This is a genomic window from Pseudoduganella rivuli (genome assembly GCF_009674485.1).
In the GTDB taxonomy this organism is placed as follows: domain Bacteria; phylum Pseudomonadota; class Gammaproteobacteria; order Burkholderiales; family Burkholderiaceae_D; genus Rugamonas; species Rugamonas rivuli_B.
Window position 1 is genome coordinate 181,613 of record NZ_WKJJ01000001.1, and the last position, 26,644, is coordinate 208,256.

Below are 26,644 nucleotides of genomic sequence, written 5' to 3' on the forward strand. Positions count from 1 at the left end.
TTGTGGCACGGGCCGGGGCTCGCCCCGTGGCGGTATCAGCAGGCCCGCCCCGCTAGGCGCGTAGCGCCGGCATGGCTTGGCCGGATGCTTCCCGGCCGCTATGCCAGTAACTGGTCCAGCCCATATTAACCCGCGCCAGCGCTTCAAGGAAGTAGTAGTCGCCCCACAGGTTCGCTTCGTCGACGCCCCGCCCTTCCGGCAAGCTGTAGACGCCGTGCTGCAGCAGCCCGGCGCCCGGGGCGGGCGGCGCTGTGCAGGTGCGCACCAGGCCGTCGAGCATGTGCGCGGCGGCCTGCTCATAACGGGTGCGGCGCGCCCCATCCGGCATCTGCTGCGCCAGTTCCAGCAAGCCGCAGACGGCAATGGCGGATGCGGAACTGTCGCGCTGCACGCTGCCGTCGCGCGCCAGCGCCAGGTCCCACTGGCATACGCCATCGTCCGGCATGTGCGCCAGCAGGTAATCGGCCATGCGTTGCGCCGCGTCCAGCAAGCCCATGTCCGGCGCGAAACGATGGTTCAGCGCAAATCCGTAAATCCCCCACGCCTGCCCTCGCGCCCAGCACGAATCGGCAGCATGCCCCTGCACGGTCGACTGCGCGAGTTGAGCGCCCGTCAGCGGGTCGATGTGGCTGCTGTGGGCGCTGGAGCCATCGGCGCGCACCAGCAATTCCAGTGTGCGCGCCAGGTGCCGGCAGGCGGCGTCGCCATAGCGCGCGTCGCCGGTCTGGCGGCCGGCCCAGTGCAGCAACGGCAAATTCATCAGCGTGTCGATGATGATGCGGTTGCGGTCGCGGCGCGCATTGTCTTCCCCCATCCTGCCCCACGCCTGGAATACGCCCGCCCGTGGCAGGAAACGGCCCAGCAGCACGTCGGCCGCATGCAGCACCAGCGCGCCGTCGCGCGGATCGCCCGTGATGCGGTAGGCGGCCAGCGACGACGGCCCGTACAGGAAGCCCATGTCGTGGTGGTCCAGGTCGTGTTTCAGCCCCATGCGGCGGGCAAAGCTGGCGTAATGGCTTTGCGCCCACTGGCGGAACACGAAGCGCCCGCTCAGCTCATAGGCCAGCCACCCCATGCCGGTCCAGAAACCCGTGGTCCAGCCCACGTTGGCGCCGGCAATGCTGCCCGGCGCCCGGCGCAGCGCATAGACCCGGCCGCGCGTGGTGTCGTCCGGGAATTGCGCGCCAAAACTGGCCACAAGGTGTTCCAGCTGGACCAGCGCCCGCGCCTGGGCATCCCGCATGGCTTGCGTGTTCATTTGCCGCCCAGCGAAACAGCGACCGGCTGCGCAAAGCGTGCGTCGGCCCTGGCATCGAGCGCCGGCACGGCAGGCAAGGCCGTGAGCGGCCACACAAGGTAGCGGCGCGTCTCGCCCGGCGCCAGCGTTGCCGAAAACACCACGCGCTTGCCCAGCGCCTGGCTGGGCACGATGCGCGACGTCGCCGCATCCATCAGCACCACATCGCCGTCGGCCGCCACGTCCAGCGGTTCGTTGGCGCGGAACAGCGCGCTGCCGTTGTGCACCTGCACCACCGTCGGCGTGACGGCCGCCTGTAATTGCATCCGGTACAGTTCCGCCCCCGCCATCAGGAACGCTCCCACGCCGAACACGTCCGTCGATTGCGGATCGAACGATTTGGGGTCCATGCCGATCGGCTGCACGTGCGTCAGCTTGCCGTCCGGGTTGACATTGGCCACCAGTGCATTCCACGCGCGGTGCACGGCGGGACCGAACGTGGCCCGGTCCAGCAAGCCCTGGTTCACGCCGTACGCCAGCGCATACGTGTACAGCCCGGTGCCGGACGTTTCCTGCAGCGGATAGCTGGCCGGATCGAGCAGGCTGGCGCGCCACGTGCCGTCGCGCTGCTGCAAGGTCAACAGTTTGGCCGCCATCTCCTGGTATTGCCGCACGAAGCGGGGATACGATGGATGGTGCGACGGGACGTATTGCAGCATCCGCACCAGCCCGCCCATCACCCAGCCATTACCGCGTCCCCAGAACACTTTCTTGCCGTTGGCTTCGCGCTGCCGGAAAAAGCGGCTGTCGCGGAAATACAGGTGTTCGTCCTTGTCATACAGGAAATCCGACGTGCGCCACCAGTGCTCCACCGCCAGCGCCAGGTAGCGTTCATCGCCGGTGGCCGTGTACATGCGGGCCCACGTGGGCGGCGCCATGAACAGCGAATCACACCACGCCCAGCGGTTCAGGACACCGGGCGTTTCCCAATCCAGGCTGCCGTCGCGCGGATGGTCGACGATGAAATCGAACACCGTGCGCAGCGGCGCGATCATTTTCGGGTCGCGCAGCTGCAGATACAGTTCGGCATAGGTCTGCCCCACCACGTAGTCGTCCGCGTGGTACATGCTGGGGCCCGGGCGCCACTGGTTGCGTTCACCCATGGCCACCATCGCATCGCGGTAGCGGCGCTCGCCGGAAATCCCCGCCAGCGCCATGAAGCCCGCGTCGCCCACCGCCTGCGTCCAGTCATCTTCCGGATGGGTGCTGGGATGGGCCAGTTGCCAGTCCGCGACTTGCTGCATCACGTCCAGCGTGGCCGCCGGCGTGACGGCGCGGCGCACCGGTTCCGCCGCCGCAGGCGCCACACCTGCCAGCAGCATGGCCGCGCACACCACGGCGCGCAGCGCGTGCCGCCTGGAGAAAAGCTTGTTTTGATTCATTTTGTATCCTTGCGATCGCCAACAATAGGGTAACGATATCACATCGAATCGAAAAATAAAGTGCAATTCGATAGATTTTTGCGATTTTTTGCCTCTTGGCTTGCGATTTCGTACCAGGAAAACAAAAACGAAAATCGAAATTGAAAAACCAATGGGATAACGTTACCATTCATTCCACGCTCACTTCCCCCGAGGACCCGACCCCATGACCCTCCTCCCCCCATTCTCCGCCGCCCAATGGCAAGCGCTGGGCGGCGCCCATACCGCACAGGAAATCGCCCAGCAGCCCGCGGTCTGGCGCGAGCTGGCCCGCCAGCTGCGTGCCCTGCCCGCGTCCCGGCTGGCCGCCTTGCAAACCCTGCTGGAAGACCACCGTACCCAGGTGATCCTGACAGGCGCCGGCACGTCCTCTTATATCGGCGAACTGGCGGCCGACACGCTGAACACCGCCGTACCGGCCCAGGTGCGCGCCATCGCCACCACCAGCCTGCTGTCGCATCCGGCGCTGTACGTCGAGCCGGGCCGCCCGCTGCTGCTGGTGTCGTTCGCGCGCAGCGGCAACAGCCCGGAAAGCCAGGCCGTGGTCGAACTGGTGCGCAAGCTGGCGCCAGGCGCCCGCTTCCTCCATATCACCTGCAATGCGCAAGGCAGGCTGGCGGCGGCCGGCGCCGGCCGCGACGATACGCACACGTTCGTGCTGCCCGCCGCCAGTTGCGACCAGGGCTTTGCCATGACCAGCAGCTTCACCGCCATGCTGCTGGCGGCGCTGTCGCTGCTGGGACCCGATCCGCTGGACGTGGCCGCGCGGCGCATCGACACGCTGGCGGCGCTGGCCGCGCGCTGGCTCGATGAACAAGCCGCGTCATGGCACGACATCGGCCACACGCCCGTGTCGCGCATCGTTTATCTCGGCAGCGGCGCGCTGGAAGGGCTGGCGCGCGAGGCGGCGCTGAAAGTGCTGGAACTGTCGGCCGGCCTGATCCTGGCCGTACCCCATACGCCACTGGGCTTCCGCCACGGCCCGAAATCCATGCTGAACCAGCACACGCTGGTGGTGCTGTTCCACAGCCAGGACCCGCACGCCCGGCGCTACGAAGACGACCTGTTGCAAGAGCTGCGGCGCGACCGCGTGGCCGGCGCCGTGCTGGCGCTCGACGGCGCGGCGCTGGGCGCGCCCGCGGGGCTATCCGATGCCTGGCTGGCGGTGGCGTATGCGGTCTTTGCGCAAACGCTGGCGCTGCACCAGTCGGTCCGCCTCGGCCTGCCCCCGGACAACCCGTTCCCCGATGGCACCGTCAACCGTGTCGTGCAAGGCGTTACCGTTTATGACTATGCAGCCTGACTATTTCTACGGCATCGACATCGGCGGCACCAAGATGGAACTGGTGGCGTGCGATGCGAACCTGGCGGTGCGCTACCGCCGCCGAGTGCCCACGCCGCGCGATGACTACGACACGCTGGTGGCCACGTTGGCCGCGCTGGTGGGGGGTGCGGACGCGGAACTGGCGACCAGCGCCCCGGTCGGCCTGGGCGTGCCCGGCATCGTCGATGCGGCCAGCGGCACGCACTTGTCGGCCAACGTGCCGTGCCTCACGGGGCGCCAACTGTTGCCGGTGTTGCGGCGCCGCCTCGAACGCCCCGTCACCTTGGGGAACGATTGCCAGTGCTTTGCGCTGTCGGAAGCCCATGGCGGCGCCGCCGATGGCATGGATAGCATGCTGGGGCTCATCATCGGCACGGGTGCCGGCGCCGGTTACGTCGTCGACGGCCGGCTGGTGCGTGGCCGCAACGGCGTGGCGGGCGAATGGGGGCACTGGCCGATGGCGCCCGACTTGCTGCAACGTTACAGCCTGCCCGCGTGGCCGTGCGCATGCGGCGCCAGGGCATGCCTGGAATGCTATGTGTCCGGCACCGGCCTGCGCCGCCTGCACAGCCACGCCACCGGCGCTACCGGCGCCAGCGCCGAACAGCTGGCGCTGCGCCGCGACAGCGGCGACGCCGTGGCGCTGCGCGTGCTGGCGCTGCACGCGGACTTGCTGGGCGCCGCGCTGGCGCGCATCGTCCTCGCGTACGACCCGCACGCGATCGTGCTGGGTGGCGGCTTGTCGTGCATGCCGCACCTGTATGCGGCATTGCCCGCGGCGGTCGCCGCGCACCTGCTGCCCGGCCTGCCCGTCCCTCCCATCCTGCCGCCCGCGTTTGGCGATGCGGGCGGCGCCCGTGGCGCGGCCCTGCTGGCGCGCCAGGCAACGCTGACCAACCCGGAGCCACCATGTCTTACCTTCAATCCCTGATCCACGCACACCACGCCGGTCACGCTGCCGGCATCACCAGCGTGTGCTGCACCAATGCACACGTGCTGCAAGCGGCCATGGCGGTGGCGCTGCAATATGGCAGTCCGCTGCTGGTGGAAGCCACGTCGAACCAGGTCGACCAGTTCGGCGGCTATACCGGCATGCGGCCGGCCGACTTCGTCGCCTATGTCCATCAATTGGCGGACAACGCGGGTTTTCCCGCCGGGCGCCTGATCCTCGGCGGCGACCACCTGGGACCGAACACGTGGCAACACTTGCCGCCGAACGAAGCCATGGCCCACGCGCGCGGCCTGATTGCCGCCTACGTGGCGGCGGGCTTCGGCAAAATCCACCTCGATTGCAGCATGGCGTGCGCGGGCGATCCGTTCCCGTTGCCCGACGCCGTCGTGGCGGCCCGCTCGGCGGACCTGGCCGCCGTGGCGGAACAGGCGGCAGGGCAAGCCGGCCTGCCCTGCCCCGTTTACGTGATCGGCACGGAAGTCCCGGTGCCGGGCGGCGAAGCATCGCTGGCAGGCGGCATCCAGGTCACGCGACCCGACGCGGCGGCAGCGACCCTGGCGGCGCACCGCGCCGCGTTTGCCGAACGTGGCCTCGATGCGGCGTGGGAGCGGGTCATTGCCCTGGTGGTGCAGCCAGGCGTCGATTTCGACCACAGCACCGTGCGCCACTATGCGCCGCACGAGGCGGCGGCCCTGTCGGCCTTCGTGCTGGAACACCGGGGCCTGGTCTATGAAGCCCACTCCACCGATTACCAGACCGAGGAAGCATTGCATGCGCTGGTGCGCGGCCACTTTGCCATCCTCAAGGTGGGGCCGGCCGCCACCCACGCGCTGCGCGAAGCGTGGTTTGCGCTGGCGGCCATCGAAGATGAACTGGTGCCGGTGGAGCAGCGCTCGCACCTGAAAGCCGTGCTGGAACGCACGATGCTGGAACAGCCGCGCCACTGGCACAAGCATTACGCGGGCAAGCCGGAGGAACAGGCCGTATTGCGCCGCTACGCGCTGTCGGACCGCAGCCGCTATTACTGGGGCGAAGCGCCCGTGCAACAAGCGCTGGCGCGCCTTCAGGGCAACCTCGACGAATTGACGCTGCCGTTGCCGCTGCTGAGCCAATACCTGCCCGAACAGGCGGAGCGGGTCAACGCGGGACGGCTGGCGCCGCGCGCGGCGGACCTGGCGCGCCATAAAGTGGAATTGGTGCTGGCCCGCTATGCACGTGCGTGCCACGCCAACAGCCTGCCATGCTGAACGACGAACAACGGCGGGGCCAGATCCTCGATGTACTGCGGCAGCAGGGCAGCTTGCGCGTGTCAAGGCTGGCGCAACGCTTCGGCGTCACGCCCGTCACCATCCGCACGGACTTGCGTGCGCTGGCCGACGCCGGCCTGCTGCTGCGCCAGCATGGCTGCGCGCGCCTGCCGCACATGCCGCCGCCGGAAGCGAACCTGGCGGAAAAGCGCACGCTGCACCGCGAACGCAAGCTGCGCATTGCCGCCAGCGCGGCGGCGCTGGTGGCGGCGCAGGACAAGATCATCCTGGACGCGGGCAGCAGCACGCTGATACTGGCGCAACAGCTGCACGCGGCCGGCACGCTGACGGTATTTACCAACAGCTTGCCGATTGCCGCCGAACTGGCGCAATCGCCCGCCATCGAACTGATCGTGGCCGGCGGCGTCCTGCGCCATGCGTCGCAATCGCTGCAGGGACGCCAGGCCGAAGCCAGCCTGGATGGCTATGTGTTCGACAAGCTGTTCCTGGGCGCGGACGGCATCGACATGGCGTTCGGCCTGTCCACCCACGATGCGCTGGACGCCAGCCTGAACGCCCGCATGATCGCGGGCGCGCGGCGCGTCATTGTGCTGGCCGACAGTTCGAAATTCGGCCGCATCTGCCTCCACCGCATCGGCGCGCTGGAGCACATCCACACCATCGTCACGGACGCCAGCATGTCGTCCGCGATGCGCGACGCGATCCGCGCGCGCGGCATCGAACTGATCGTCGCAGGAGACACCGGCCATGCCCACTGATACCACTTCCCCCGCCGTGCTGGAAGGCCGCATCCTCACGCCGGCCGGCTGGGTCCATGGCCGGCTGCGCGCCGGCGCCACCATCGACACCATCGAAGCCGACGCCACGGTGCGCGGCGACCGCCTGATCCTGCCGGGCTTTATCGACTTGCACGTGCACGGCGCGGACGGCGTGGACATCATGCAAGGCGGCGACGCGGCGCTGACGGTCGCCCGGTTCCATGCACGCCACGGGACCACCTCCCTGCTGGGCACCACGATGACGGCGCCGCCGGATGAAATCGAACGGGCGCTGCACGGCGTGCGCAGCGCAATGGCGGCCGGCGATGCGCAAGGCGCGCAAATCGCCGGCGTGCACCTGGAGGGGCCGTTCCTCAACGTCCGGCGTCTCGGTGCGCAACCGCCACTGGTCGCGGGCGGCACCATCGAACAGGTACGACGCTGGCATGCCATCGCGCCGATCCGCGTGCTGACTTTGGCGCCGGAAATCCCCGGCCACCTGGAATTGATACCGCAACTGTGCGCCTTGGGCATCCGCGTGCAGGCCGGCCACAGCGCCGGTTCGTACGAAGACGGCGTCGCCGCGCTCGATGCGGGCCTGGCCGGCTTTACGCACTTATTTAACGGTATGTCCGGCTTCAATCACTACCAGCCCGGCATGGCGGGCGCCGCGCTGGCCCACGGCGCCTATGCGGAAATCATCCCCGATTTGCAGCACGTGGCGCCGGGTGCGATCCGCGCCGCGCTGCGCGCTATCCCGCGCCTGTACGCGGTGACGGACGCCACCTCCGCCACCGGCATGCCGGACGGCCAGTACATGCTGGGCAGCCAGCGCGTGGCGAAATGCGGCGGCTGCGTGCGGCTGGTGCACGGCGATTCGCTGGCCGGCAGCGCGCTGACCATGGACCAGGCGCTGCGCAACCTGGCGCACGTCGGCCTGTCGCTGGCCGATGCGTCCGACCGCGTATCGCGCTTCCCCGCCGAATACCTGGGCTTGCACGACCGTGGCGCCATTGTGCCCGGCAAGCGGGCCGACGTCGTCGTACTCGACACTGATTTGCAAGTGCGCTCGGTGCTGCTGGCCGGGCGCTTCCTACACGCTGCCCAAGGAGAACACCATGCTGTCGTCGCCTGAAAACCAAACCCGCTACCTGCTGGCCGTCGCCGGCCTGGGCGGCCTGCTGTACGGCATCGACGTCGGCATCATTGCCGGCGCCCTGCCCTACCTGGAAGCCTCCGCCGCCCAGCTGTGGAAACTGTCGTCGCAACAGTTGGGCTACGTGGTGGCGGCCGTGCTGCTGGGCTCAGTGCTGTCGTCGCTGGCGGCCGGCGCACTGGCCGAAGCCATCGGCCGCAAACCCGCCATGCTGGTGGCCGGCCTGTTGTTTTCCGCCAGCATTCCGCTGATCGCGCTGGCCGACGGCTACGTACCGCTGCTGCTGGGCCGTCTGCTGCAAGGCGTCAGCGGCGGCCTGATTGGCGTCATCGTGCCGCTGTACCTGGCCGAATCGCTGCCCGCATCCGTGCGAGGGCGCGGCACGGCACTGTTCCAGCTGTTGCTGACCGTGGGCCTGGTAGCGGCGGCCGTGATCGGCCTGGTGGTGGCGCAGCAAGTCGAGGCCGTGGCGCAAACCAGTCCCGCAAACCTGCCCGCCGTGCAAGATGCCGCGTGGCGCCGCATCTTCTGGCTCAGTCTGACGCCGGGCCTGCTGTTTTGCGCGGGCGTGCTGGCCTTGTCGGAATCGCCCCGCTGGCTGCTGGCGCGGGGCAGGCGTGAACCCGCCCTGGCCGCGCTGTCGCGCACGCGCCGGGCGGACGACGCCGCGCGCGAACTGGCGCTGATCGAATCGGAATCGGCCGCCCCCGCCTCCGCTTCGGGTGCCGCCGCGGAACAGGGCAGCCTGTTGCAGCGCCGCTACGTGCTGCCCTTCCTGCTGGCGTGCCTGATCCTCGCGTGCAACCAGGCGACCGGCATGAATTCCGTGCTGGCCTACGCCGTCACCATCCTGGGCCAGGGCGGCCTGTCCGGATCGCTGGCCAACTGGGGCGATTTCGCGCTGAAACTGGTCAATGCGCTGGTGACCATTGCCGCCGTCGTGCTGGTCGACCGCAAGGGCCGGCGCTTCCTGCTGATGCTCGGCACCGGCGGCATTGTGGTCTCGCTGTGCGCGGCCGCGCTGCTGTTCCTGTCGCTCGATGCGGGCAAAAGCGACGTACGCCCGTTGCTGGCGCCGCACGTGCAAGCCAATGCGCTGCGCGTGGATGCCGCCGCGCTGCGGCAACTGGCGGCCGGCGGTACGTACCAGCTGGAAATCGCCTACAGCTACGGCCCGCTGACGCAGGTGCGCACGGTGCGGGCCGGCGACAGCCTCGATATCGCACCGCCGCAACAGATCGACGGCGACAGCGTGATCGGCGCAATGTTCCGCCGCTTGCATGTGAATCCCTTCCCCGACATGCGGCAGGCGCTGGCCGCGCCGCTGCGCATCGAACGCGCGTTGCTGGGCCAGCCGCCGGGCCGGGGCACGGGCTGGATGGTGCTGGCTTGCCTGGTGGCCTTTGTCGCCAGCTTCGCCATCGGTCCCGGCGTCTGCGTATGGCTGGCGCTGTCCGAACTGATGCCGACCCGCATCCGTTCCAATGGCATGAGCATCGCGCTGTTGCTGAACCAGTTCGTGTCGACCGTGATCGCGGCCGTATTCCTGCCGACGGTCGGCCAGCATGGCTACGCGCCCATGTTCTTCGGCTGGGCCGCGTGCACCGTGGTGTATTTCCTCGCGGCAGCTTTCCTGCTACCGGAAACCCGTGGCAAGACGCTGGAGGAAATCGGCCGCTACTTTGAAGGCCGGCGGCAGCCATCCGGTGTGGCGGCGAACCGCAAATCGGCCTGACAGCGTTACCGTCCCGCATCAATTTATTGCCAGGAAGTCACAAGCACGCTATCGTTAAGGTTGACAAATATCAAATGCCAACCCGCAGTCCGGCGACAGCCAGGGGAGTTGTGTGGTGATACGTGCACTGGAATCATTTGCCACCCGGCCAAGGCAGGGATGGGCCGCCGCGCTGGCGATCGCGCTGGCCGTTGCCGTGGCGGCCGCGCTGGGCAGCCACGCCGCGCGGGAAAGGGAACGCCAGTCGCAGTTGCAAACCGCGTTGCAGCGCCACGCGATCGAAGCCATGTCGCTGACCCTGGACGGCAACCTGATGGGCGCCATTGCCGTGCTGGGCCTGGTGCAACCCGCGATCAAGCGGGAAAGCACGGCCGACATCCCGCCCAATTCCCCGGAAGTACAGGCATTGCTTGGCAGCGTGGCCCATGCCTATCAGGCGCAGGGGCTGTTCGTGGTGGGCATCGATGGCATCGTGAAATCGTCGTGGGACGATTCCGGCAAGCCATCGACCGGCCTGCAAGTGAAATTCCGTCCCTACTTCCAGGCCGCCATGCTGGGCCGGGAAAACGTCTACGCCGCCATCAGCCTGTCGCGCGACGAACATGCGCTGTATTTCGCGGCGCCCATTTACCCCGACATGCTACGCGGCGGAAATCCGGTCGGCGCCGTGGTGGCGCGCACCGGCATGGACCAGTTGAACCGCCTGCTGGCGTCCACCGGCAAGACCGCGCTGCTGCTGTCGCCGCAAGGGGTGGTGTTCGGCAGTAACCGCAAGGAATGGCAGGGGCGGCTGGCCGGTCCCGTCACGCCGCAGCGCACCGATGACATCCGCGCCCTGCGCCAGTTCGGCAAATTGTTCGAAGAACGCCAGCCGGTCAGCCTGCCATTCGACGTTCATGCCCACGTGGCCACGGTGGATGGCAGGCGCCACATCGTGGCGTCCGCGCCCGTCAACTGGAACGACCCGGCGGGCGGCTGGCAACTGGTATTGCTGGAGGATCTGTCCCGCACCATCGCGCCGGGCCCGATCGTGCGCGACGCGCTGGCGGCGGGCGCCGGCGCCCTGCTGCTGGCGCTGATGGTGTTGCGCATGCTGCGCAGCCGCGCCGCGCTGCGTCTGTCGTCCGCGCAGTTGGAGCAGTTGGCGCACGAGCAGGCGGCGCGCGCCGAACGCAAGATGGAACAGGCGCACGTGGCGCTGCGCCTGCAACAGGCGGAAAGCCGGGAAGAAGGCATCACGGTATTCCTGGCCGAATGCCACCGCATGTTCGGCGCCTTGCAGGGCGCCGTCTATGGCGCCGAAGACGACCGCCTGCGGCTGCTGGGCAGCTACGCGGCCGGCGCGGCGCCGGCATCCGTCGCCATTGGCGAAGGCTTGCTGGGCCAGTGCGCGCGCGACCGCCAGCCCCGCGTCATTGACATGGCGACGCAGGGCGGCAGCCCGTGGCGCATCCGTTCCGGCCTGGGCGATACGGAACCGGCCGCCGTGCTGCTGGCGCCCGTGCTGCTGCAGGCGCGCCTGCTGGGCGTGGTGGAACTGGCGCTGCCCGCCCCGCCCGGCGCTGCGGCGCTGAAGCAATTTGCGGCCGTGGCGGACTTGCTGGCGGTACACCTGCAATTTGCACGCAGGACGGCGCGCACGGCAGACGCCGTGCCGCAATAAGGAGAACCCGTGTCCCGATTCCTGAACAACCTGGAAAAGCTCAACCTGGGCATCAAGCTGGCGCTGGGCTTTGGCGGCAGCCTGTTGATCACGCTGGTATTCGGCCTGCACTACATTAATACCCACGCGCGCCTGACCAACGAGATGCTCAATCTTTACCGCAACGATTTGCTGGGTATTTCCGCCGCCAAGGATACGCTGATCCACTTTTCCCAGCGCGGGCGCGGGCTGCGCCAGGCCATCCTGGCGCCGGACAAGGCCGGCCGCGAACAGGCGCTGGTGCTGGTGGCCGATGCGCAAAACCGGTTGAACCAGGCGCTGGAAGAATTGCGGCCCCGTATCGTCAGGGAAGAAAACCGCAAGCATCTGGCTGCGTTCGAAGACGCGTACGGCAGCTACCGCCAGCGCGTGGAAGCGGCCATCGCTTTCCTCAAGGATGGCGACGTGGAAAAAGCGCGCGCCATCGTGTCGGATCCCGACTTCCAGAATTACGGCTTGAAGGCCAACGATGCGCTGAACCGCATCACGGAAGACAAGGAGGAAAATGCGCGCCGCCAGGTCGAGGAAATGCAGGCGCTGGCCGGCGACGAAGCGCTGCTGACCTATGCGGCGCTGGTGCTGAGCCTGGGCGTGGGCGTCGTGTTTGCGCTGCTGCTGGGCCGTTCGGTGCGGATGCCGGCGTCCCGCCTGCGCGCGGCGGTGGAAGCGCTGGCGCACGGCGACCTGGCGCACGCAGTGCCGCTGACGGACTATCCCAACGAAATAGGCCAACTGGCGCGCTCGATCGAAGTGCTGCAATCGGAAGCGCTGAAAGTGGAAACCCAGCGCTGGATCAAGGCCAACCTGGCCGCGCTGTCGAATGAATTGCAGACGGCCGACAGTGTCGAGGCGCTGGCCGCCAAGACGCTGGCCAGCCTGGCCCCGCTGCTCAATATCGGCCATGCGGCGTTCTATTTGCATGACGACGCCGCCGCGCAATTGAATTTCGTGGGAGGTTATGCATTCCGCGGGCAGGGAGACGGGCAGCGCACCATCGCCTCAGGCGAAGGACTGGTCGGACAGTGCGCGCGCGACCGCCAGCCTGTCATCTTCCGCCAGCCGCCGGCCGACTATATCCGCGTCGGTTCCGCGCTGGGCGACATGGCGCCGGCCAGCATCGCCATCCTGCCCGTGCAGCGCAACGAGCGCCTGCTGGCCGTGATGGAACTGGCAACCCTGGAACCGTATGACGACAAGGCGCAGGCGCTGCTCGATGGCGCGCTGGTGATCATTGCCATGAACCTGGAAATCATCGAGCGCAACCTGCGCATGCACGTGCTGCTGGAAGAAAACCGCCGCACCAACTTCCTCACCGATATCGCGCTGGAACTGACCAACAGCGGCTACTGGGTGGTCGATTACAGCGATCCCGACCATTACTTCCAGTCGGAACGCTCGGCGCGCCTGCTGGGCGAACCCGTCAAACCCAATGGCCGCTACCACTTGCAGGCGGAATGGTTCGACCGCCTGCTGGCGGCCGATCCCGAGGCCGCCGCCACCACGGTGGAGCGCTACCAGGGCACGCTTGATGGCAAATACCCGATGTACGACGCGGTCTACGCCTACCTGCGCCCCGAAGACGGCCGCGTGATCTGGCTGCACGCGTTCGGCAAGGTCGTGCGCGACGAACAGACTGGCGCCGTGCGCTACATGTACGGCGCTTACCAGGACATCACGGCGCAGCGCGCCGCCGAAGACGAATTGCGCGTAGCGAAAGAACTGGCGCAGGCCGCGACCCGCGCCAAGAGCGATTTCCTGGCCAACATGAGCCACGAAATCCGCACGCCGATGAACGCCATCATCGGCATGAGCCACCTGGCGCTGCAAACCAACCTCGACAAGCGCCAGCGCAATTACGTGGAAAAAGTCCACCGCGCGGGCGAAAACCTGCTGGGCATCATCAACGACATCCTCGACTTTTCCAAGATCGAAGCCGGCAAGATGACCATCGAACACACGGATTTCGACCTCAACGACGTGATGGACAACCTGGCCAGCATGATTGCGTTCAAGGCCGAAGACAAGGGTCTCGAACTGTTGTTCCAGCTGGGCGCCGACGTCCCCGTGTCATTGGTGGGCGACCCGCTGCGGCTGGGCCAGGTGTTGATCAACCTGGCCAACAATGCCGTGAAATTCACGGAAAAAGGCGACATCATCATCGGCGTGGAAACCGTTGCGGCCGACGACACGTCGGTGGAATTGCATTTCTGGGTCAGCGATACGGGCATCGGCATGACGGAAGAACAGGCAGCCAAATTGTTCCAGTCCTTCAGCCAGGCCGACGCGTCGACCACGCGCAAGTTCGGCGGCACCGGCCTGGGCCTCGTGATATGCAAGAACCTGTTGAACATGATGGACGGGAAGATCTGGATCACCAGCACGCCGGGCCAGGGTTCCACTTTCCACTGTCACGCACGGTTCGGGCTGCAAGCCCATCCCCGCCCCCGCCGCATGTTCCGCGCCGAGGAACTGGCCGGCATCCGCGTGCTGGTGGTGGACGACAACGCGTCGGCGCGCGAAATCCTGTCCACCATGGCGCGCAATTTCGGCCTGGAAGTGGACATGGCGTGGCATGGCCAGCAAGCCATCGAAATGGTGGCCAAATCCGAAAAACAGGCGCTGCCCTATGACGTCATCCTGATGGACTGGAAAATGCCCGGCATGGATGGCATCGAAACCGTGCAGCGCATGCAGGAAACAGGATTGGTCCACCTGCCCGCCGTCATCATGGTCACGGCTTACGGCCGTGAAGAAGCGCTGTCGTCGGCCGCCGGCCGGGGCGTGGAACTGCATTCCGTGCTGACCAAGCCGGTGACGCCATCGACCCTGCTGGAAGCCGTGGGACAGGCGCTGGGCAAAGGCGTCATCGTGGAAACCCGGGCCAGCGGCAAGAGCCAGCAAAACAGCGAAACCATGGCCCGGCTGCATGGCGCGCGGGTGCTGCTGGTGGAAGACAACGACATGAACCAGGAACTGGCCATGGACTTGCTGGCGAAAGCCGGTATCGACGTGGTGCTGGCCAACCATGGCCAGGAAGCGCTCGATATCCTCGCCGACGACACACGATTCGACGGCGTGCTGATGGATTGCCAGATGCCGGTGCTCGACGGCTATGCGGCGTCGCGGGCGATACGGGCCATGCCGGCGTTCGACAAGTTGCCGATCATCGCCATGACAGCGAACGCCATGGCGGGCGACCGTGAAAAAGTGCTGGCAGCGGGCATGCAAGACCATATCGCCAAGCCGATCAACGTGGCAGACATGTTTGCCACGATGGCGCGCTGGATCACGCCGGCGCATGGTACGGGCGATGCTTGCGCATCCCCTGTCACGATGCCGGACGGCGCGGCGCCGCTGCCGCCGCTGCCGGGCATCCGCCTCCAGGCGGGACTGGCCACGGCCATGGGCAACGAAGCGCTGTACCGCCGCCTGCTGGTGAAATTCAATGACAGCCAGGCGGCGTTTTCCGCCGCATTCCGGGCGTCGCTGTCGGATGCCGATCCGGCCGCACCCACGCGCGCCGCCCATACCCTGAAAGGCATGGCGGGCAATATTGGCGCCATGGGCGTGCACGCGGCGGCACAACTATTGGAAACCGCCTGCGCCAATGGCGCGCCGGCGGAGCAACTGATGCCGCTGCTGGACGCGGTGGAACTGGAACTGGCGCCCGTGATCGCGGGCCTGCACGGGCTGGCAGCACAGGGCGCCGTTGTGCCTGCCGTGCCGGCTGCTCCCACGCCACCGGCGCAGGTGGACCAGTCCGCATTGCTCGACCATGCACAGCGCCTGAAAGCGCTGCTGGCGGACAGCGATTCGGAGGCGGCCGACCTGTGGGAATCGCACGGCGACCTGTTCAAGGCGGCCTGGCCGCGCCACTGGAAGCGAATCGAAACGGGATTGTCCGACCTGGACCTGGACGCGGCGCTGGCCGCGCTCGATGAAGCATTGAATGAGGGAGCCACAGCATGACTGAAGAGTTGATCGCAAGGAAAACCATCCTGCTGGTCGATGACGCGCCCGACAACCTGGTGCTGATGAACGATTTGCTGAAAGACCAGTACAAGATCAAGATCGCCAACCATGGCGAAAAGGCGCTGCGGATTGCCCAGTCCAGCGCGCCGGACCTGATCCTGCTCGACATCATGATGCCGGAAATGGATGGCTATGAAGTGTGCCGCCGCCTGAAGGCCGATGCCGCCACGCGCCACATCCCCGTGATATTCCTGACCGCGAAGGCCGACGCGGAAGCCGAGGAAATGGGCTTGCTGCTGGGCGCCGTCGATTACATCACAAAACCCATCAGCCCCGCCGTCTGCCTGGCGCGCGTGCGCAACCACTTGCTGCTGAAGGACAGCGCGGACTTCCTGCGCGATAAAAATGAATTCCTGGAAAACGAAGTGTTTTCCCGCACGCAGGAAGTCATGGCGATCCAGGACGTGACGATCCTGGCCATGGCGTCGATGGCGGAAACGCGCGACTCGGAAACCGGCAACCATATCCGCCGCACGCAATATTATGTGAAAGCGCTGGCGGAAAAGCTGAAAACCCATCCCCGCTTTGCCGCCACCCTGAGCGACACCTATATCAACCTGCTGTTCAAGTCGGCGCCGCTGCACGATATCGGCAAGGTCGGCATTCCCGACCGCATCCTGCTGAAGCCGGGCAAGTTCGAGCCCCATGAATTTGAAATCATGAAGACCCACACCACGCTGGGCCGCGACGCCATCGCCCATGCGGAAAAGCAGCTGGGCATGACCATGCCCTTCCTGTCGCTGGCCAAGGAAATCGCGTACGGCCACCAGGAAAAATGGGATGGTTCCGGCTACCCGCAGGGCGTATCGGGCGAAGCCATTCCCGTGTCCGCGCGGCTGATGGCGGTGGCCGACGTCTATGACGCGCTGATCAGCCGGCGCGTCTACAAGGATGGCATGCCCCATGAAAAAGCCGTGCAGATCCTGATCGACGGACGGGGTTCCCACTTCGACCCGGATATCCTGGACGCCTTCATCGAACTGCAGGATGAATTCCGTGCCATTGCGGCGCGCTTCCACGACAGCGACGCCACCATGGCCGAGAAAAAAGAACAGGTCGAACGCATGACCGGAGGTGCGCAGTGAGTTCGCCCGTCGCCTGGCTGTCGTCCGATGGCGCCATGGCGTACATGCGCCAGCTGGAGCAGGCCGCGTTCCTGGTCGTCGACGATTTCGACTCCATGCGCCGCATCACCATCAACCAGTTGCGCACCCTGGGCGCCAAGCGCGTGTTCGAAGCGCCCAACGGCGCCGACGCGCTGCGTATCCTGCGCGCGGAGCACATCGACGTGGTGATCTCCGACTGGAACATGCCAGTCATGACGGGGCTGGAACTGTTGCTGGCGGTGCGTGGCGATCCAAAAACTGCACGGCTGCCGTTCATCATGATCACGGCCGATGCGGAACGGGACCGGGTGCAACTGGCGATCGACGCGGGGGTCAACGAACTGCTGGTCAAGCCGTATTCGGCGGCGCTGTTTTCCGAACGGCTGGAGCGGGCATTTACGCGCAGGCCGCCCCGCCCTGCCGCCGCGCGGACCGCTACTGCCGCGCCAACCGCAGCGCCAGCCGCAGCCGTTCCTGTCCCCGTCGCCGCCACCGAACCCGCGCGCCCCACCATCCTCGTGGTCGACGATACGCCGGACAACCTGCATCTGCTGTCGCGCATGTTCAAGGATGAATACCGCGTGAAAATCGCCCACAATGGCGAGAAAGCGCTGGCCATCTGCCACACGGACACGCCGCCCGACCTGGTGTTACTGGATGTCATGATGCCGGGCATCGACGGCTTTGAAGTGGCCGCGCAATTGCGCAGCCACCCGTCGTCCGAACACATTCCCATCATTTTCGTCACCGCGCTGACCGACGACGCCAGCCGCCTGCGGGGCATGGAACTGGGCGCCGTGGATTTCGTCACCAAGCCGATCGACCCGGACGCGCTGCGGCTGCGGGTGCGCAACTTCATGCGCTACGTGGGCTTGCACCGCGAACTGCAGGCGAACTACGACACCATGCTGGAAACCGCGCGCCTGAAGGAAGAAGTCGAACACATCACCCGGCACGACATGAAGGGCGCGCTGGCCGCCGTCATCGGCCTGGTGCAGGGACTGGCCGACGGCGCGCAACTCCCGCCCGGCCAGCTGGAACAATTGCTGCTGGCTGAACAGGCGGCATTGCAGGCGCTCGACATGGTCAACCTGTCGGCGGAAATCTACAAGATTGAAACGGGCAGCTTTACGTTGCGGCCGCAGCCGGTGCCCGTCGCACAAATTCTCGGCAGGCTGGCCACCTTGGCGGGCACCACGTACCGGGCAAATAACGTGGCGGTCCATGTGACGGTACCGGCCGGCGTTCCACCCGCCGCATTGACGGCCGTGGGCGACCCGATGCTGTGCTATTCGCTGTTCCAGAACCTGATCAAGAATGCCTGCGAAGCGGCGCCGCCCGGCACTGCCGTGACAGTGACCGTCGCCGGCGGCGAACGTATTGCTGTCGCGATCGCCAACCAGGGCGTGGTGCCGCCCGCCATCCGCGAACGCTTCTTTGAAAAATTCGTCACGTCCGGCAAACCGGGCGGCACGGGACTGGGCACCTATTCGGCGCGGCTGCTGGCCGAAGCCCAGGGCGGCGCCATCGCCATGCAAACCAGCGATGCGGACCAGGCCACCACGGTGACGGTGGCCTTGCCGTCACACGCGCTATAACGGCGGCTGGGCCCGCGACGTGCACGGGGTTACGGCAACAGCAAGGCGCATCATGCGGATACGCTCAATGCGCCCAGTGCGATCCGGGTGGCGGAGGCAATCACATCGCTGCGCGCCTTACTGTCCTTGTCCGTTCCCGTGTAATACACGACCACCACGACAGGCGCCTTGCCCTTCGGCCATACCACGCCGATATCGTTGGTGACGCCATACGAGCCGGTGCCCGTCTTGTCGGCCACCGTCGCGCCGGCCGGGCTGCCGGCGCGGATACGCTCATTGCCGGTGACCGTCCCCACCATCCAGTCCACCAGTTGCTTGCGCTGCGGCGCGCCCAGTGCATCGCCCAGCAGCAGGCGATTGACCGATTGCATCATGGCGGCAGGCGTCGTGGTGTCGCGCGCATCGCCGGGAATCGCTGTATTCAATTCGGTTTCCCACCGGTCCAGCCGGAATTCCTGGTCGCCGATGGCGCGCGCATAGGCTGTGACGGCTTGCGGGCCGCCCAGTATCTTCATCAACAGGTTGGCCGCGCTGTTGTCGGACAACTGGATCGCCGCTTCGCACAGCGCCGCCACCGTCATGCCGTCCGCCACGTGCTGTTCGGTCGCTGGCGAATACGTCACCAGGTCGGCCTTCGTGTAGTGGATGCGGCGCGCCAGCAAGTCCGGTTCTTTGGTGCCGCGGGCCAGGATGGCGGCGGCCACCATGGTTTTAAACGTGCTGCAAAAAGCAAAGCGCTCACCGGCGCGGTGCAGTACCTGTTTGCCGCTGCCTGTATCGAGCACCGCCACGCCGAGGCGGCCGCCGGCGGATCGTTCCAGCGCGGCCAGCTGATCTTGCGGCGTTTCGGCGGCACGGGCGATATGCATGACGGGAGCGGCGGCAAGCGCAGCCAGCACGGTGCGGCGGGTGGCGGAATGGGACATGGTCTCGATGGTGTTCTGGAAAGGCGCCGATGATAGCAGAAACACACTATCCATCGCGCCGCTCTTTGCCTTGTTGTAAGGATCACCAAGCCGGCCGTCATGCCATGCACCTTTCGTCACATTCGCTTGCAACCGGAAACCACCTCTGATAACGTTAACCGTGCTGCATCGGGAACTGCTGGCCTGTCGATACCGGCCATTTTCTTTACAATAAAGTGATAACGTTATCACACAAGGAGAAAACATGAAGCGGATGAAGGGATGGGCCGGCGGCGTGCTGCTGGCGATGCTGGCGCAAGGCGGCATCGCCGTCGCGCAATCGCAGATGGATGAATACGACATCATGCGCGCCAAGTGGCAGGCGCGCGGCGGCGCGGTCGATACCAGCGATCCGGACGTGCAGGCGCAGATCGCCGCCGCCAATGCCGCCGCGCAGACGCAATGGGACGCCATGCAAAAGCAGCCGGGGCGCACGGCGCTGTGGGCCGACTATGCCAACTGGAACGCGTCGGCCACCGTCACCAACAATTTTTCGCGCCTGGGCACGCTGGCCAACGCCTATGTCAAGGGCAGCGACGCCATGCGCGGCAACGCCGCCCTGCTGGCCGATGTGCTGTCCGCACTGGACTGGCTCGTGTCCAATCATTATGCCGCCGGCCAGCGCGGCTACGACAACTGGTGGGACTGGCAAATCGGCGCGCCGCAAGCGCTGAACAACGTGCTGGTGACCTTGTACCCGTGGCTGAGCGCGCAGCAGAAAGCCGCCTGCTTTGCCGCCATCGACTGGTTTATGCCCGATCCGACCTTGCGCACCAATTTCGACGGCACCCTGTCCGCCACCGTGGAAACCGGCGCCAACCTGCTCGACAAGGCATTCGTCGCCGCCCTGCGCGGCATGCTGGCGAAAGAATCGTCCAAGCTGGCGCAGGGCCGCGACGCCATTGCACCCGCCCTGCCCTACGTCACCACGGGCGACGGCTTTTATACCGATGGCACGTTTATCCAGCACGTGCACGAGCCCTACGTGGGCGGCTATGGCGGCGTGCTGCTGACCGATATCGCCCGGCTGTATGCGCTATTGGACGGCACCAGCTGGGAATTCAACGATCCCAACAAGGGCTTGCCGTACGACTGGGCCATGAAAGCGTTTCGCCCCTTCATGTATGACGGCGCCATGATGGACATGCAGCGCGGCCGCGGCCTCACGCGCCAGGCCAGCACCGACCATATCGTGGGCCGGGGCATCGTCAGCACCATGCTGAACCTGGCCCAGTCACTGCCGGACGGCCAGGCGCGCGACGTCAAATCCATGGTCAAGGGCTGGATCCAGCGCGACACCACGTTTGGCCCGTCATACGTCTCCGCCCTGCCCGGGCTGGTGGGCAGCATGTCGGCCACCGACATCACGCAAATCAAGGCGCTGCTGAACGATTCCACCATTGCCGCCATGCCGGAAGCCGTGGAAACCCACGTGTTCGCGGCGGGCGACCGCGTGCTGCAGCGCCGCCCCGGCCATGCATTCGGCATTTCCATGTTTTCCAAGCGCATGTCGGCCTTCGAATCCGGCAATGGCGAAAACCTGCGCGGCTGGTGGACCGGCATCGGCACCACGTGGCTGTATAACGCGGACCAGAACCAGTATGGCGGCGATTACTGGGCCACCGTCGACATGTGGCGGCTGCCCGGCATCACGACGGACCACACCGGCAGCGGCACGCCGGTGGCCTGGAAGCATTATGGCAATACCCGGGCCGGCGTCGGCGGCGCGGACCTGGAAGGCTTGTATGCGGCGGCCGGCATGGATTTCGCCACCACCAACGTGACGGCCAGTACACTGAGCGGCAAGAAGGCGTGGTTCCTGTTCGGCGACTATATCGTGGCGGCCGGCAGCGGCATTACCGCGACCAATGGCGAGTCCGTGGAAACCATCGTGGAAAACCGCAAGCTGTCCGGCGCCGGCGACAATGCGCTGACCGTCAACGGCAACGCGGTTCCCGCCACCCTGGGCTGGAGCCAGTCGCTGCCGGCCACGCGCTGGGCACACCTGGCCGGTTCCGTGCCGGGCGCCGATATCGGCTACGTGTTCCCGGACCAGCCGGCCGTCAACGGCTTGCGCCAGGCCCGTACCGGCGCCTGGCGCGATGTCTACACCCTGGGCAGTACCGACAGCAAGACCGCCAATTACCTCAGCCTGGCGCTGGACCACGGCGTCAATCCGTCCTCTGCGGCGTACACCTATGCGGTGCTGCCGAACAAGAGCGCGTCCGACGTGGCGGCGTTTTCCGCCAATCCGCCATTCACGGTGCTGGAGCGTTCCACCGCCGCCACGGCCGTCAAGGATGGACCACTGGGCGTGACGGGGCTGGTGTTCTGGAACGATGGCAGCAAGACCGTCAACGCTGGCGGCCAGCCGTTCGTGACCAGCGACCGCAAGGCGGTCGTCGTGGTCCGGCAGACCGGTTCCGACCTGGCCATTGCCATCGCCGATCCAACCCAGGCTTACCAGGGCAACCTGAATATCGAACTCAATCGCAGCGCGGTCACCGTGATCAGCAAGGATCCCGCCATCACGGTGGTGCAGACGACGCCGACCATCAAGCTGGCCGTCAACGTGGCGGCATCCGGCGGCAAGTCGTATGCGGCGCGCTTCACGCTGAACGGCACGGCCAGCCTGGCGCCGTCCGACGATGCCTTCCTGCGCGACGGCACCTACGGCACGAGCAACTTCGGCAAGACCACGTACCTGACCGTGAAAGGGGATGCCGCCAGCTATAACCGCAAAAGCTTGCTGAAGTTCGATCTGTCCAGCGTGGAAGGCACGATCACCAGCGCCACCTTGAAACTGGTCGCCACGTCGGTCGGCCAAAGCACGCCGATGACGCACAAGCTGTACCTGACCGCCGGCTCGGGCTGGAATGAAAACACGGTGACCTGGAACAACGCACCCGCCGACGGGGCACTGGTGACGAGCTGGCAAGTGCCGGCCGTCAATGCGGCGGTGCAGGCCGACGTGACATCCCAGGCGCAAGCCGCGATGGCCGGCGCCAAGGTGCTGTCGCTGGCGGTCGAAGCGGCAGCCAACTATGGCAGCGCAGGTTCGGTGGATTACGGTTCGAAAGACCACACGAATCCCGCCATGCGTCCGGCCCTGGTCGTCACCTACCGCAACGATGCGCCGGCGGCGAGCGAACCGCCGCCTGCGCAGCCCGGCATCACCGGCAACGTCCAGGCGGAAAGCGCCACACTGGGTGGCGGCGCGCTGGTCAAGAACGACAAGGCCGGCTTCCAGGGCACGGGCTTCGTGACCTTCCCCGCCAGCGGCGGCAGCGCGCAATTCGACGGCATCGACGGCGGCGCCGGCGGCGTCAAAGCCGTCACGGTCCGCTATGCCAACGGCAATCCGACACCGCGCAGCGGCGTCCTTAACGTGAACGGCGTGGCGCAGCCCGTCACGTTCAAGATCACGGGCGGCTGGGCCAACTGGACCACGCTGACGGCCAACGTCAACCTGGCGCCCGGCGGCGCCAACACGCTGCGCTTCGAATCGACGGGCCAGAGCCTGGGCAATATCGATGACATCACCATTCCCTGAACCACGGTAACCCTTATGAAAAAGTGTCTGATTATGCTGGCGGCGCTGTCCGCCCTGCTGCTGCAAAGCGCCACCGCTGCGCCGGTCGGCTGGTACAACCTGTCCGCCACGTGGCGCGACGGCAGCTTTACCGGGCAGTTTTACTATGACAGCGCGTCGCCGTTCCACGTCACCGGGATCAACGGCATGCTGACCGACAGCGCGCAAACCACGGCCATCCGCACCGTGTGGAATACGCTGAACCCGGATCCCAGCGCCTGGGCCTTCTTCACCAACGCCAGCGTCGGCGAGCCGGACCAGTACGACGCGGGCTTTTACTTGAACGTGGTGGACCAGGGCGGCAACCTGTCGCTCGACGTGCAGGCCGATAACGGTTTATATGACTGGTCGCACGACTTCAGTTATTTCACGGAAGACCGGTTGAACGGTTCGCCGCTGCGCGCGTTCAGCATTGCGCGGGTGGAGGTTCCGGTAACCGTGCCGGAACCGGGCAGCCTGGCGCTACTGGGACTTGGACTGGCGGCCTGCTTGCTGGGTCGTTTCCTGCATGGTCCGTGCCGGGAACAATAGATCAAGGGAACGCGTACGTGATATCGCCATGCTGGCATGGCGGCTTCCTGCGGAAACCGCCCTACGCAATTGGCGCCTGCGTATCAGCAGTTAGCAACTGGCCCCGTTCGGCCGCCTCCCTTTGCCGCGCCAGCAGCACGGCTATTTCCTGCGGCGCCACCGGACGGCTCAGCAAATAGCCCTGCATTTCATCGCAGCCGTTCGCTTGCAGGAAGTCGCGCTGCTGCACGGTTTCCACGCCTTCCGCGATGACGCGCACATCGAGTTCGTGCGCCAGTGAAATGATGGCGCGGGCAATGGCGCGGTCGTCCGCGCTGGTGTCCAGGTCGCGCACGAACGACTTGTCGATCTTCAGGCGGCTGATGGGGAAGCGCTTCAGCGACGACAGGCTGGAATAACCGGTGCCGAAGTCGTCGATCGACAGCGCCACACCCTTCGCTTCCAGTTCCCGCATCTTGGCCACGGCCTGCCCCACGTCGCGCATGATCAGGCTTTCCGTCACTTCCAGCTCAAGCAAGCCGGCCGCCAGCCCGCTGGCGTTCAGCGCTTCGACCACGCGCGCCACCAGCCGCAAATCGTCGAACTGGCGGGGCGACACGTTGACCGACACGGTAATCGGCGGCAGCCCCGCCGCCTGCCAAGCGCGCGCCTGGTGGCAAGCCTGTTGCAGCACCCAGTCGCCGATGGCGCCGATCATGCCGCACTCCTCGGCCAACGGAATGAAAATATCGGGCCGGATCATGCCCCGCTCCGGATGGCGCCAGCGCACCAGTGCTTCCACGCCGAACAGCAGGCCGCTGGAGAGATCCGCCTTGGGCTGGTATTCGACGTACAGCTGGTTGTCGTCAAGCGCCTTGCGCAAGCCGTCCAGCAGCGCCAGCTTTTCTTCCAGGCTGCTGTTCATTTCCTGCGTATAGAACTGCACATTGTTCTTGCCGGTTTCCTTGGCGCGGTACATGGCCGCATCCGCGTTCATCAGCAAGGTATCCGGGTCTTCGCCATCGCGCGGGTACATGGCGACGCCGATACTGCAACTGACGCGCACTTCCTGTTCGTCCAGCACCACCGGCCCGATCACGGCTTCACGCACCCGCTCCAGCAGCGATGCGGTGGGCGCCATGTCGTTCTTTTGCTGCGGCAGCACCAGCACGAATTCATCGCCGCCGAACCGTCCAACCGTATCGTGCCGGCGCAGGCAGGCCGCCATGCGCCCCGCCACTTCCTTCAGCAGCAAATCGCCCGCCGTATGGCCCAGGCCATCGTTGACCAGCTTGAACCCGTCGAGGTCGATGAACGCCACGTGTACCGCGTTATGGTCGCGCTGCGCTTCCGCAATGGCCTGCTGCAGGCGGTCGCCGATCAGGCTGCGGTTCGGCAGGCCGGTCAGCGCATCATGCAGCGCCATGTGGAAGATGCGGTGCTCCGCCGCCTTGCGCTCCGTGATGTCGCGCACGATCATCACGGCCCCCCCTTCGACGCCGACGACCTGCGCATGGATCCAGCCCGCGTTCAGCTGCGGCATGGTGTTTTCCCACTCTTCCTGGTGCACGCCCCCTTCGGTGGCGATCCGCACCAGACGCTTGAAGATGCCGTTATGGCGGACCTGCGGCAGCCAGTTGCACAAGCTCTGTCCCTGGAGCGCCTGTTTGCTGTGGCCACTCATTTGTTCCGCGCGGCTGTTGGCGGTGGCGATCTTGAAATCCGTGATGGCGCCATCCGCGCCGCGTATGGCGCGCAACACGAAGAACGCATCCATGTTCGCTTCCGACGCGGCCGCATAGGTTTCCTGCGCGCGCCGGATGTGGCGCCGCGCCCGCGCGCCTTGCCATGTCCAGAACCATGCCAGCGCCGCCACCAGCAATACCGCCACGCTGGCGGCCCCCGCCTCCAGCAGCCGCTCGCGCCGCTTGCCGAACGCCGGCGCCATTTGCTCGTCTTCGGACAAGCCCACCAGCACGGACAACTGGTACCGCGGCAATGGACGCAGCGCCGTATAGCGCCGCACGCCATCCCAGGAACCGGGCAGCGCCTGCGGAACAGTCGTCCCTTTGTCCGGCATGGCGGCAATCTTCTGGCCCCAGCTGACCAGCTCACCGACGCGCAGCACGCGGGCCACGCCATCGCTGCCCACCAGCCCCAGTACGCCCTTTTCACCCAGGCGCGCCCGCTCATAGCCGCTGGTGAAATAGCCGGGATCCACTTCCACCACGACCACGCCGGCAAATTCCCCTTCCGGCGTATTCACGCGGCGCGTGAAATGCAGGTGCCAGTCCTTGTTGGCCTGGTCGCGCATCGCCTGCGCGATATAGGTGGAACTGGTGCGGCGCTGCTGGTGATAGAGAAAATACTCTTCGTTGGCCACGGAAATGGATTCCGTGGCGGGATTGCTGGCAACGATGCGGCCGGATGCGTCGGCGATGCTGACGATGAACACCAGGCCCGGCGGCAGTAAGTCGTTTTGCTGCAATTCCGGCAGCGCGCCGGCCGCTCCCTTCTTTTCCACCGCGTACTTCAGCACTTTCAGCGTCTGGTCGATGCCCTGCAGGTTGCGCACCACCTGCGCTTCATAGGTGTCGGACAATTCCACCAGCGAGTCCCCCGCCACGTTGTGCGCGGCGTCCAGTTCGGCGTCGATGAAGTGCAGGGTCGCGGTCCAGATAGCGCCCAGCAGCACCAGCGTAAACAGCGGCAAGGTCACATAGGTTTCCAGCGCCATGCGGCGCCAGCGCGCCGAGCCGCCAAAGTCGTCGTGTCCGCCGTGCGCTTCCATCAGTTCACCACCATCACCACGCGCACGCTGGCGTCCACGGCCGCCCGTTCGACATAGCCGATCGCGCCCGGATTATCCGCCACCGCCTTGCGCACCGCGATGGAACTGGACAGCTCGCGCGGCGGCTGGCCCCGGCCCGTGAAAATGCGCTTGGTCCAGTAAGCTTTCATCAGCGCCGGCGTGCGCGACGCCACCTTCTGGTAAAACTCGTTGCGCTGCGGCGTATTGAGCGCCTGGTCCAGCGCCTGCACTTCCGCGCCATCGGGAAAACGCATGGCTTCGCCCAGGAAGATGTCGGCCACCTGGTCGGCGCGCAGCGCCGTCACGGGATTGTGGGCCGACACGATGACCACCAGCTCGCCGGCGCGGGCATGCGCACCCGGCAGGCCCAGCGCCGCCGCCAGCAGTAATCCAGCCAGTGTAGACAGTCGCATGTG

The 26,644-nt window shown here is 66.3% G+C and carries 17 protein-coding genes; 12 read left to right on the forward strand and 5 right to left on the reverse strand.

Going from position 1 to position 26,644, the window contains the following annotated elements; translation table 11 throughout:
• Positions 1-52: 52 nt before the first annotated feature.
• The gene (locus tag GJ700_RS00810) at positions 53-1,258 is read right to left on the reverse strand and encodes a glycoside hydrolase family 88 protein (protein ID WP_154370755.1); all 1,206 of its coding nucleotides are present in this window, start codon (positions 1,256-1,258) and stop codon (positions 53-55) included.
• On the reverse strand, positions 1,255-2,679 hold the full coding sequence (locus tag GJ700_RS00815; RefSeq protein ID WP_154370756.1) for a glycoside hydrolase family 88/105 protein: 1,425 nt from the start codon (positions 2,677-2,679) through the stop codon (positions 1,255-1,257). The genes GJ700_RS00810 and GJ700_RS00815 overlap by 4 nt, the downstream gene beginning before the upstream one ends.
• 205 nt (positions 2,680-2,884) lie before the next feature.
• Between GJ700_RS00815 and GJ700_RS00820 the strand changes: the two genes are divergently transcribed.
• The 10 genes from GJ700_RS00820 (at position 2,885) to GJ700_RS00865 (ending at position 18,349) form a co-directional block, all read left to right on the forward strand.
• Complete coding sequence (locus GJ700_RS00820; protein WP_154370757.1) at positions 2,885-4,021, forward strand: SIS domain-containing protein; 1,137 nt, start codon at positions 2,885-2,887, stop codon at positions 4,019-4,021.
• On the forward strand, positions 4,005-4,973 hold the full coding sequence (locus GJ700_RS00825; protein ID WP_229506717.1) for an ROK family protein: 969 nt from the start codon (positions 4,005-4,007) through the stop codon (positions 4,971-4,973). The genes GJ700_RS00820 and GJ700_RS00825 overlap by 17 nt, the downstream gene beginning before the upstream one ends.
• On the forward strand, positions 4,952-6,241 hold the full coding sequence (locus GJ700_RS00830; protein WP_154370758.1) for a D-tagatose-bisphosphate aldolase, class II, non-catalytic subunit: 1,290 nt from the start codon (positions 4,952-4,954) through the stop codon (positions 6,239-6,241). The genes GJ700_RS00825 and GJ700_RS00830 overlap by 22 nt, the downstream gene beginning before the upstream one ends.
• Positions 6,235-7,020, forward strand: a complete 786-nt coding sequence (locus GJ700_RS00835; RefSeq protein ID WP_154370759.1) for a DeoR/GlpR family DNA-binding transcription regulator — start codon at positions 6,235-6,237, stop codon at positions 7,018-7,020. Before GJ700_RS00830 ends, GJ700_RS00835 begins: the two co-directional genes overlap by 7 nt.
• Positions 7,010-8,155: an N-acetylglucosamine-6-phosphate deacetylase gene (gene nagA, locus GJ700_RS00840; protein ID WP_154370760.1), complete on the forward strand. Its 1,146-nt coding sequence runs from the start codon at positions 7,010-7,012 to the stop codon at positions 8,153-8,155. The genes GJ700_RS00835 and nagA overlap by 11 nt, the downstream gene beginning before the upstream one ends.
• Positions 8,139-9,911, forward strand: a complete 1,773-nt coding sequence (locus GJ700_RS00845; protein ID WP_154370761.1) for an MFS transporter — start codon at positions 8,139-8,141, stop codon at positions 9,909-9,911. Before nagA ends, GJ700_RS00845 begins: the two co-directional genes overlap by 17 nt.
• A gap of 115 nt (positions 9,912-10,026) precedes the next feature.
• A complete protein-coding gene (locus tag GJ700_RS00850; RefSeq protein ID WP_371867768.1) occupies positions 10,027-11,574 on the forward strand; it encodes a GAF domain-containing protein in 1,548 nt (515 codons plus the stop codon).
• A gap of 9 nt (positions 11,575-11,583) precedes the next feature.
• Positions 11,584-15,582: a response regulator gene (locus GJ700_RS00855; RefSeq protein ID WP_154370762.1), complete on the forward strand. Its 3,999-nt coding sequence runs from the start codon at positions 11,584-11,586 to the stop codon at positions 15,580-15,582.
• Positions 15,579-16,730, forward strand: coding sequence for a response regulator (locus tag GJ700_RS00860; protein WP_154370763.1), 1,152 nt, complete (start codon positions 15,579-15,581; stop codon positions 16,728-16,730). The genes GJ700_RS00855 and GJ700_RS00860 overlap by 4 nt, the downstream gene beginning before the upstream one ends.
• Positions 16,727-18,349 (forward strand): ATP-binding response regulator, encoded by a 1,623-nt coding sequence (locus tag GJ700_RS00865; protein WP_371867770.1) that lies wholly within the window; start codon positions 16,727-16,729, stop codon positions 18,347-18,349. Before GJ700_RS00860 ends, GJ700_RS00865 begins: the two co-directional genes overlap by 4 nt.
• A gap of 50 nt (positions 18,350-18,399) precedes the next feature.
• On the opposite strand, the gene bla is transcribed toward GJ700_RS00865, so the two are convergent.
• Positions 18,400-19,275, reverse strand: a complete 876-nt coding sequence (gene bla, locus GJ700_RS00870; RefSeq protein ID WP_154370764.1) for a class A beta-lactamase — start codon at positions 19,273-19,275, stop codon at positions 18,400-18,402.
• Between the two features lie 244 nt (positions 19,276-19,519).
• Here bla and GJ700_RS00875 point away from each other — a divergent pair, with 244 nt between their 5' ends.
• Both GJ700_RS00875 and GJ700_RS00880 read left to right on the forward strand, forming a co-directional pair.
• On the forward strand, positions 19,520-22,867 hold the full coding sequence (locus GJ700_RS00875; protein WP_154370765.1) for a polysaccharide lyase family 8 super-sandwich domain-containing protein: 3,348 nt from the start codon (positions 19,520-19,522) through the stop codon (positions 22,865-22,867).
• A 15-nt stretch (positions 22,868-22,882) separates the two neighbouring features.
• Positions 22,883-23,437, forward strand: a complete 555-nt coding sequence (locus GJ700_RS00880; protein ID WP_154370766.1) for a PEP-CTERM sorting domain-containing protein — start codon at positions 22,883-22,885, stop codon at positions 23,435-23,437.
• 61 nt (positions 23,438-23,498) lie between these two features.
• Here GJ700_RS00880 and GJ700_RS00885 read toward each other — a convergent pair whose 3' ends face one another.
• A complete protein-coding gene (locus tag GJ700_RS00885; protein ID WP_154370767.1) occupies positions 23,499-26,207 on the reverse strand; it encodes a bifunctional diguanylate cyclase/phosphodiesterase in 2,709 nt (902 codons plus the stop codon).
• Positions 26,207-26,641, reverse strand: coding sequence for a type 2 periplasmic-binding domain-containing protein (locus GJ700_RS00890; protein WP_154370768.1), 435 nt, complete (start codon positions 26,639-26,641; stop codon positions 26,207-26,209). Before GJ700_RS00890 ends, GJ700_RS00885 begins: the two co-directional genes overlap by 1 nt.
• Positions 26,642-26,644 lie beyond the last annotated feature (3 nt).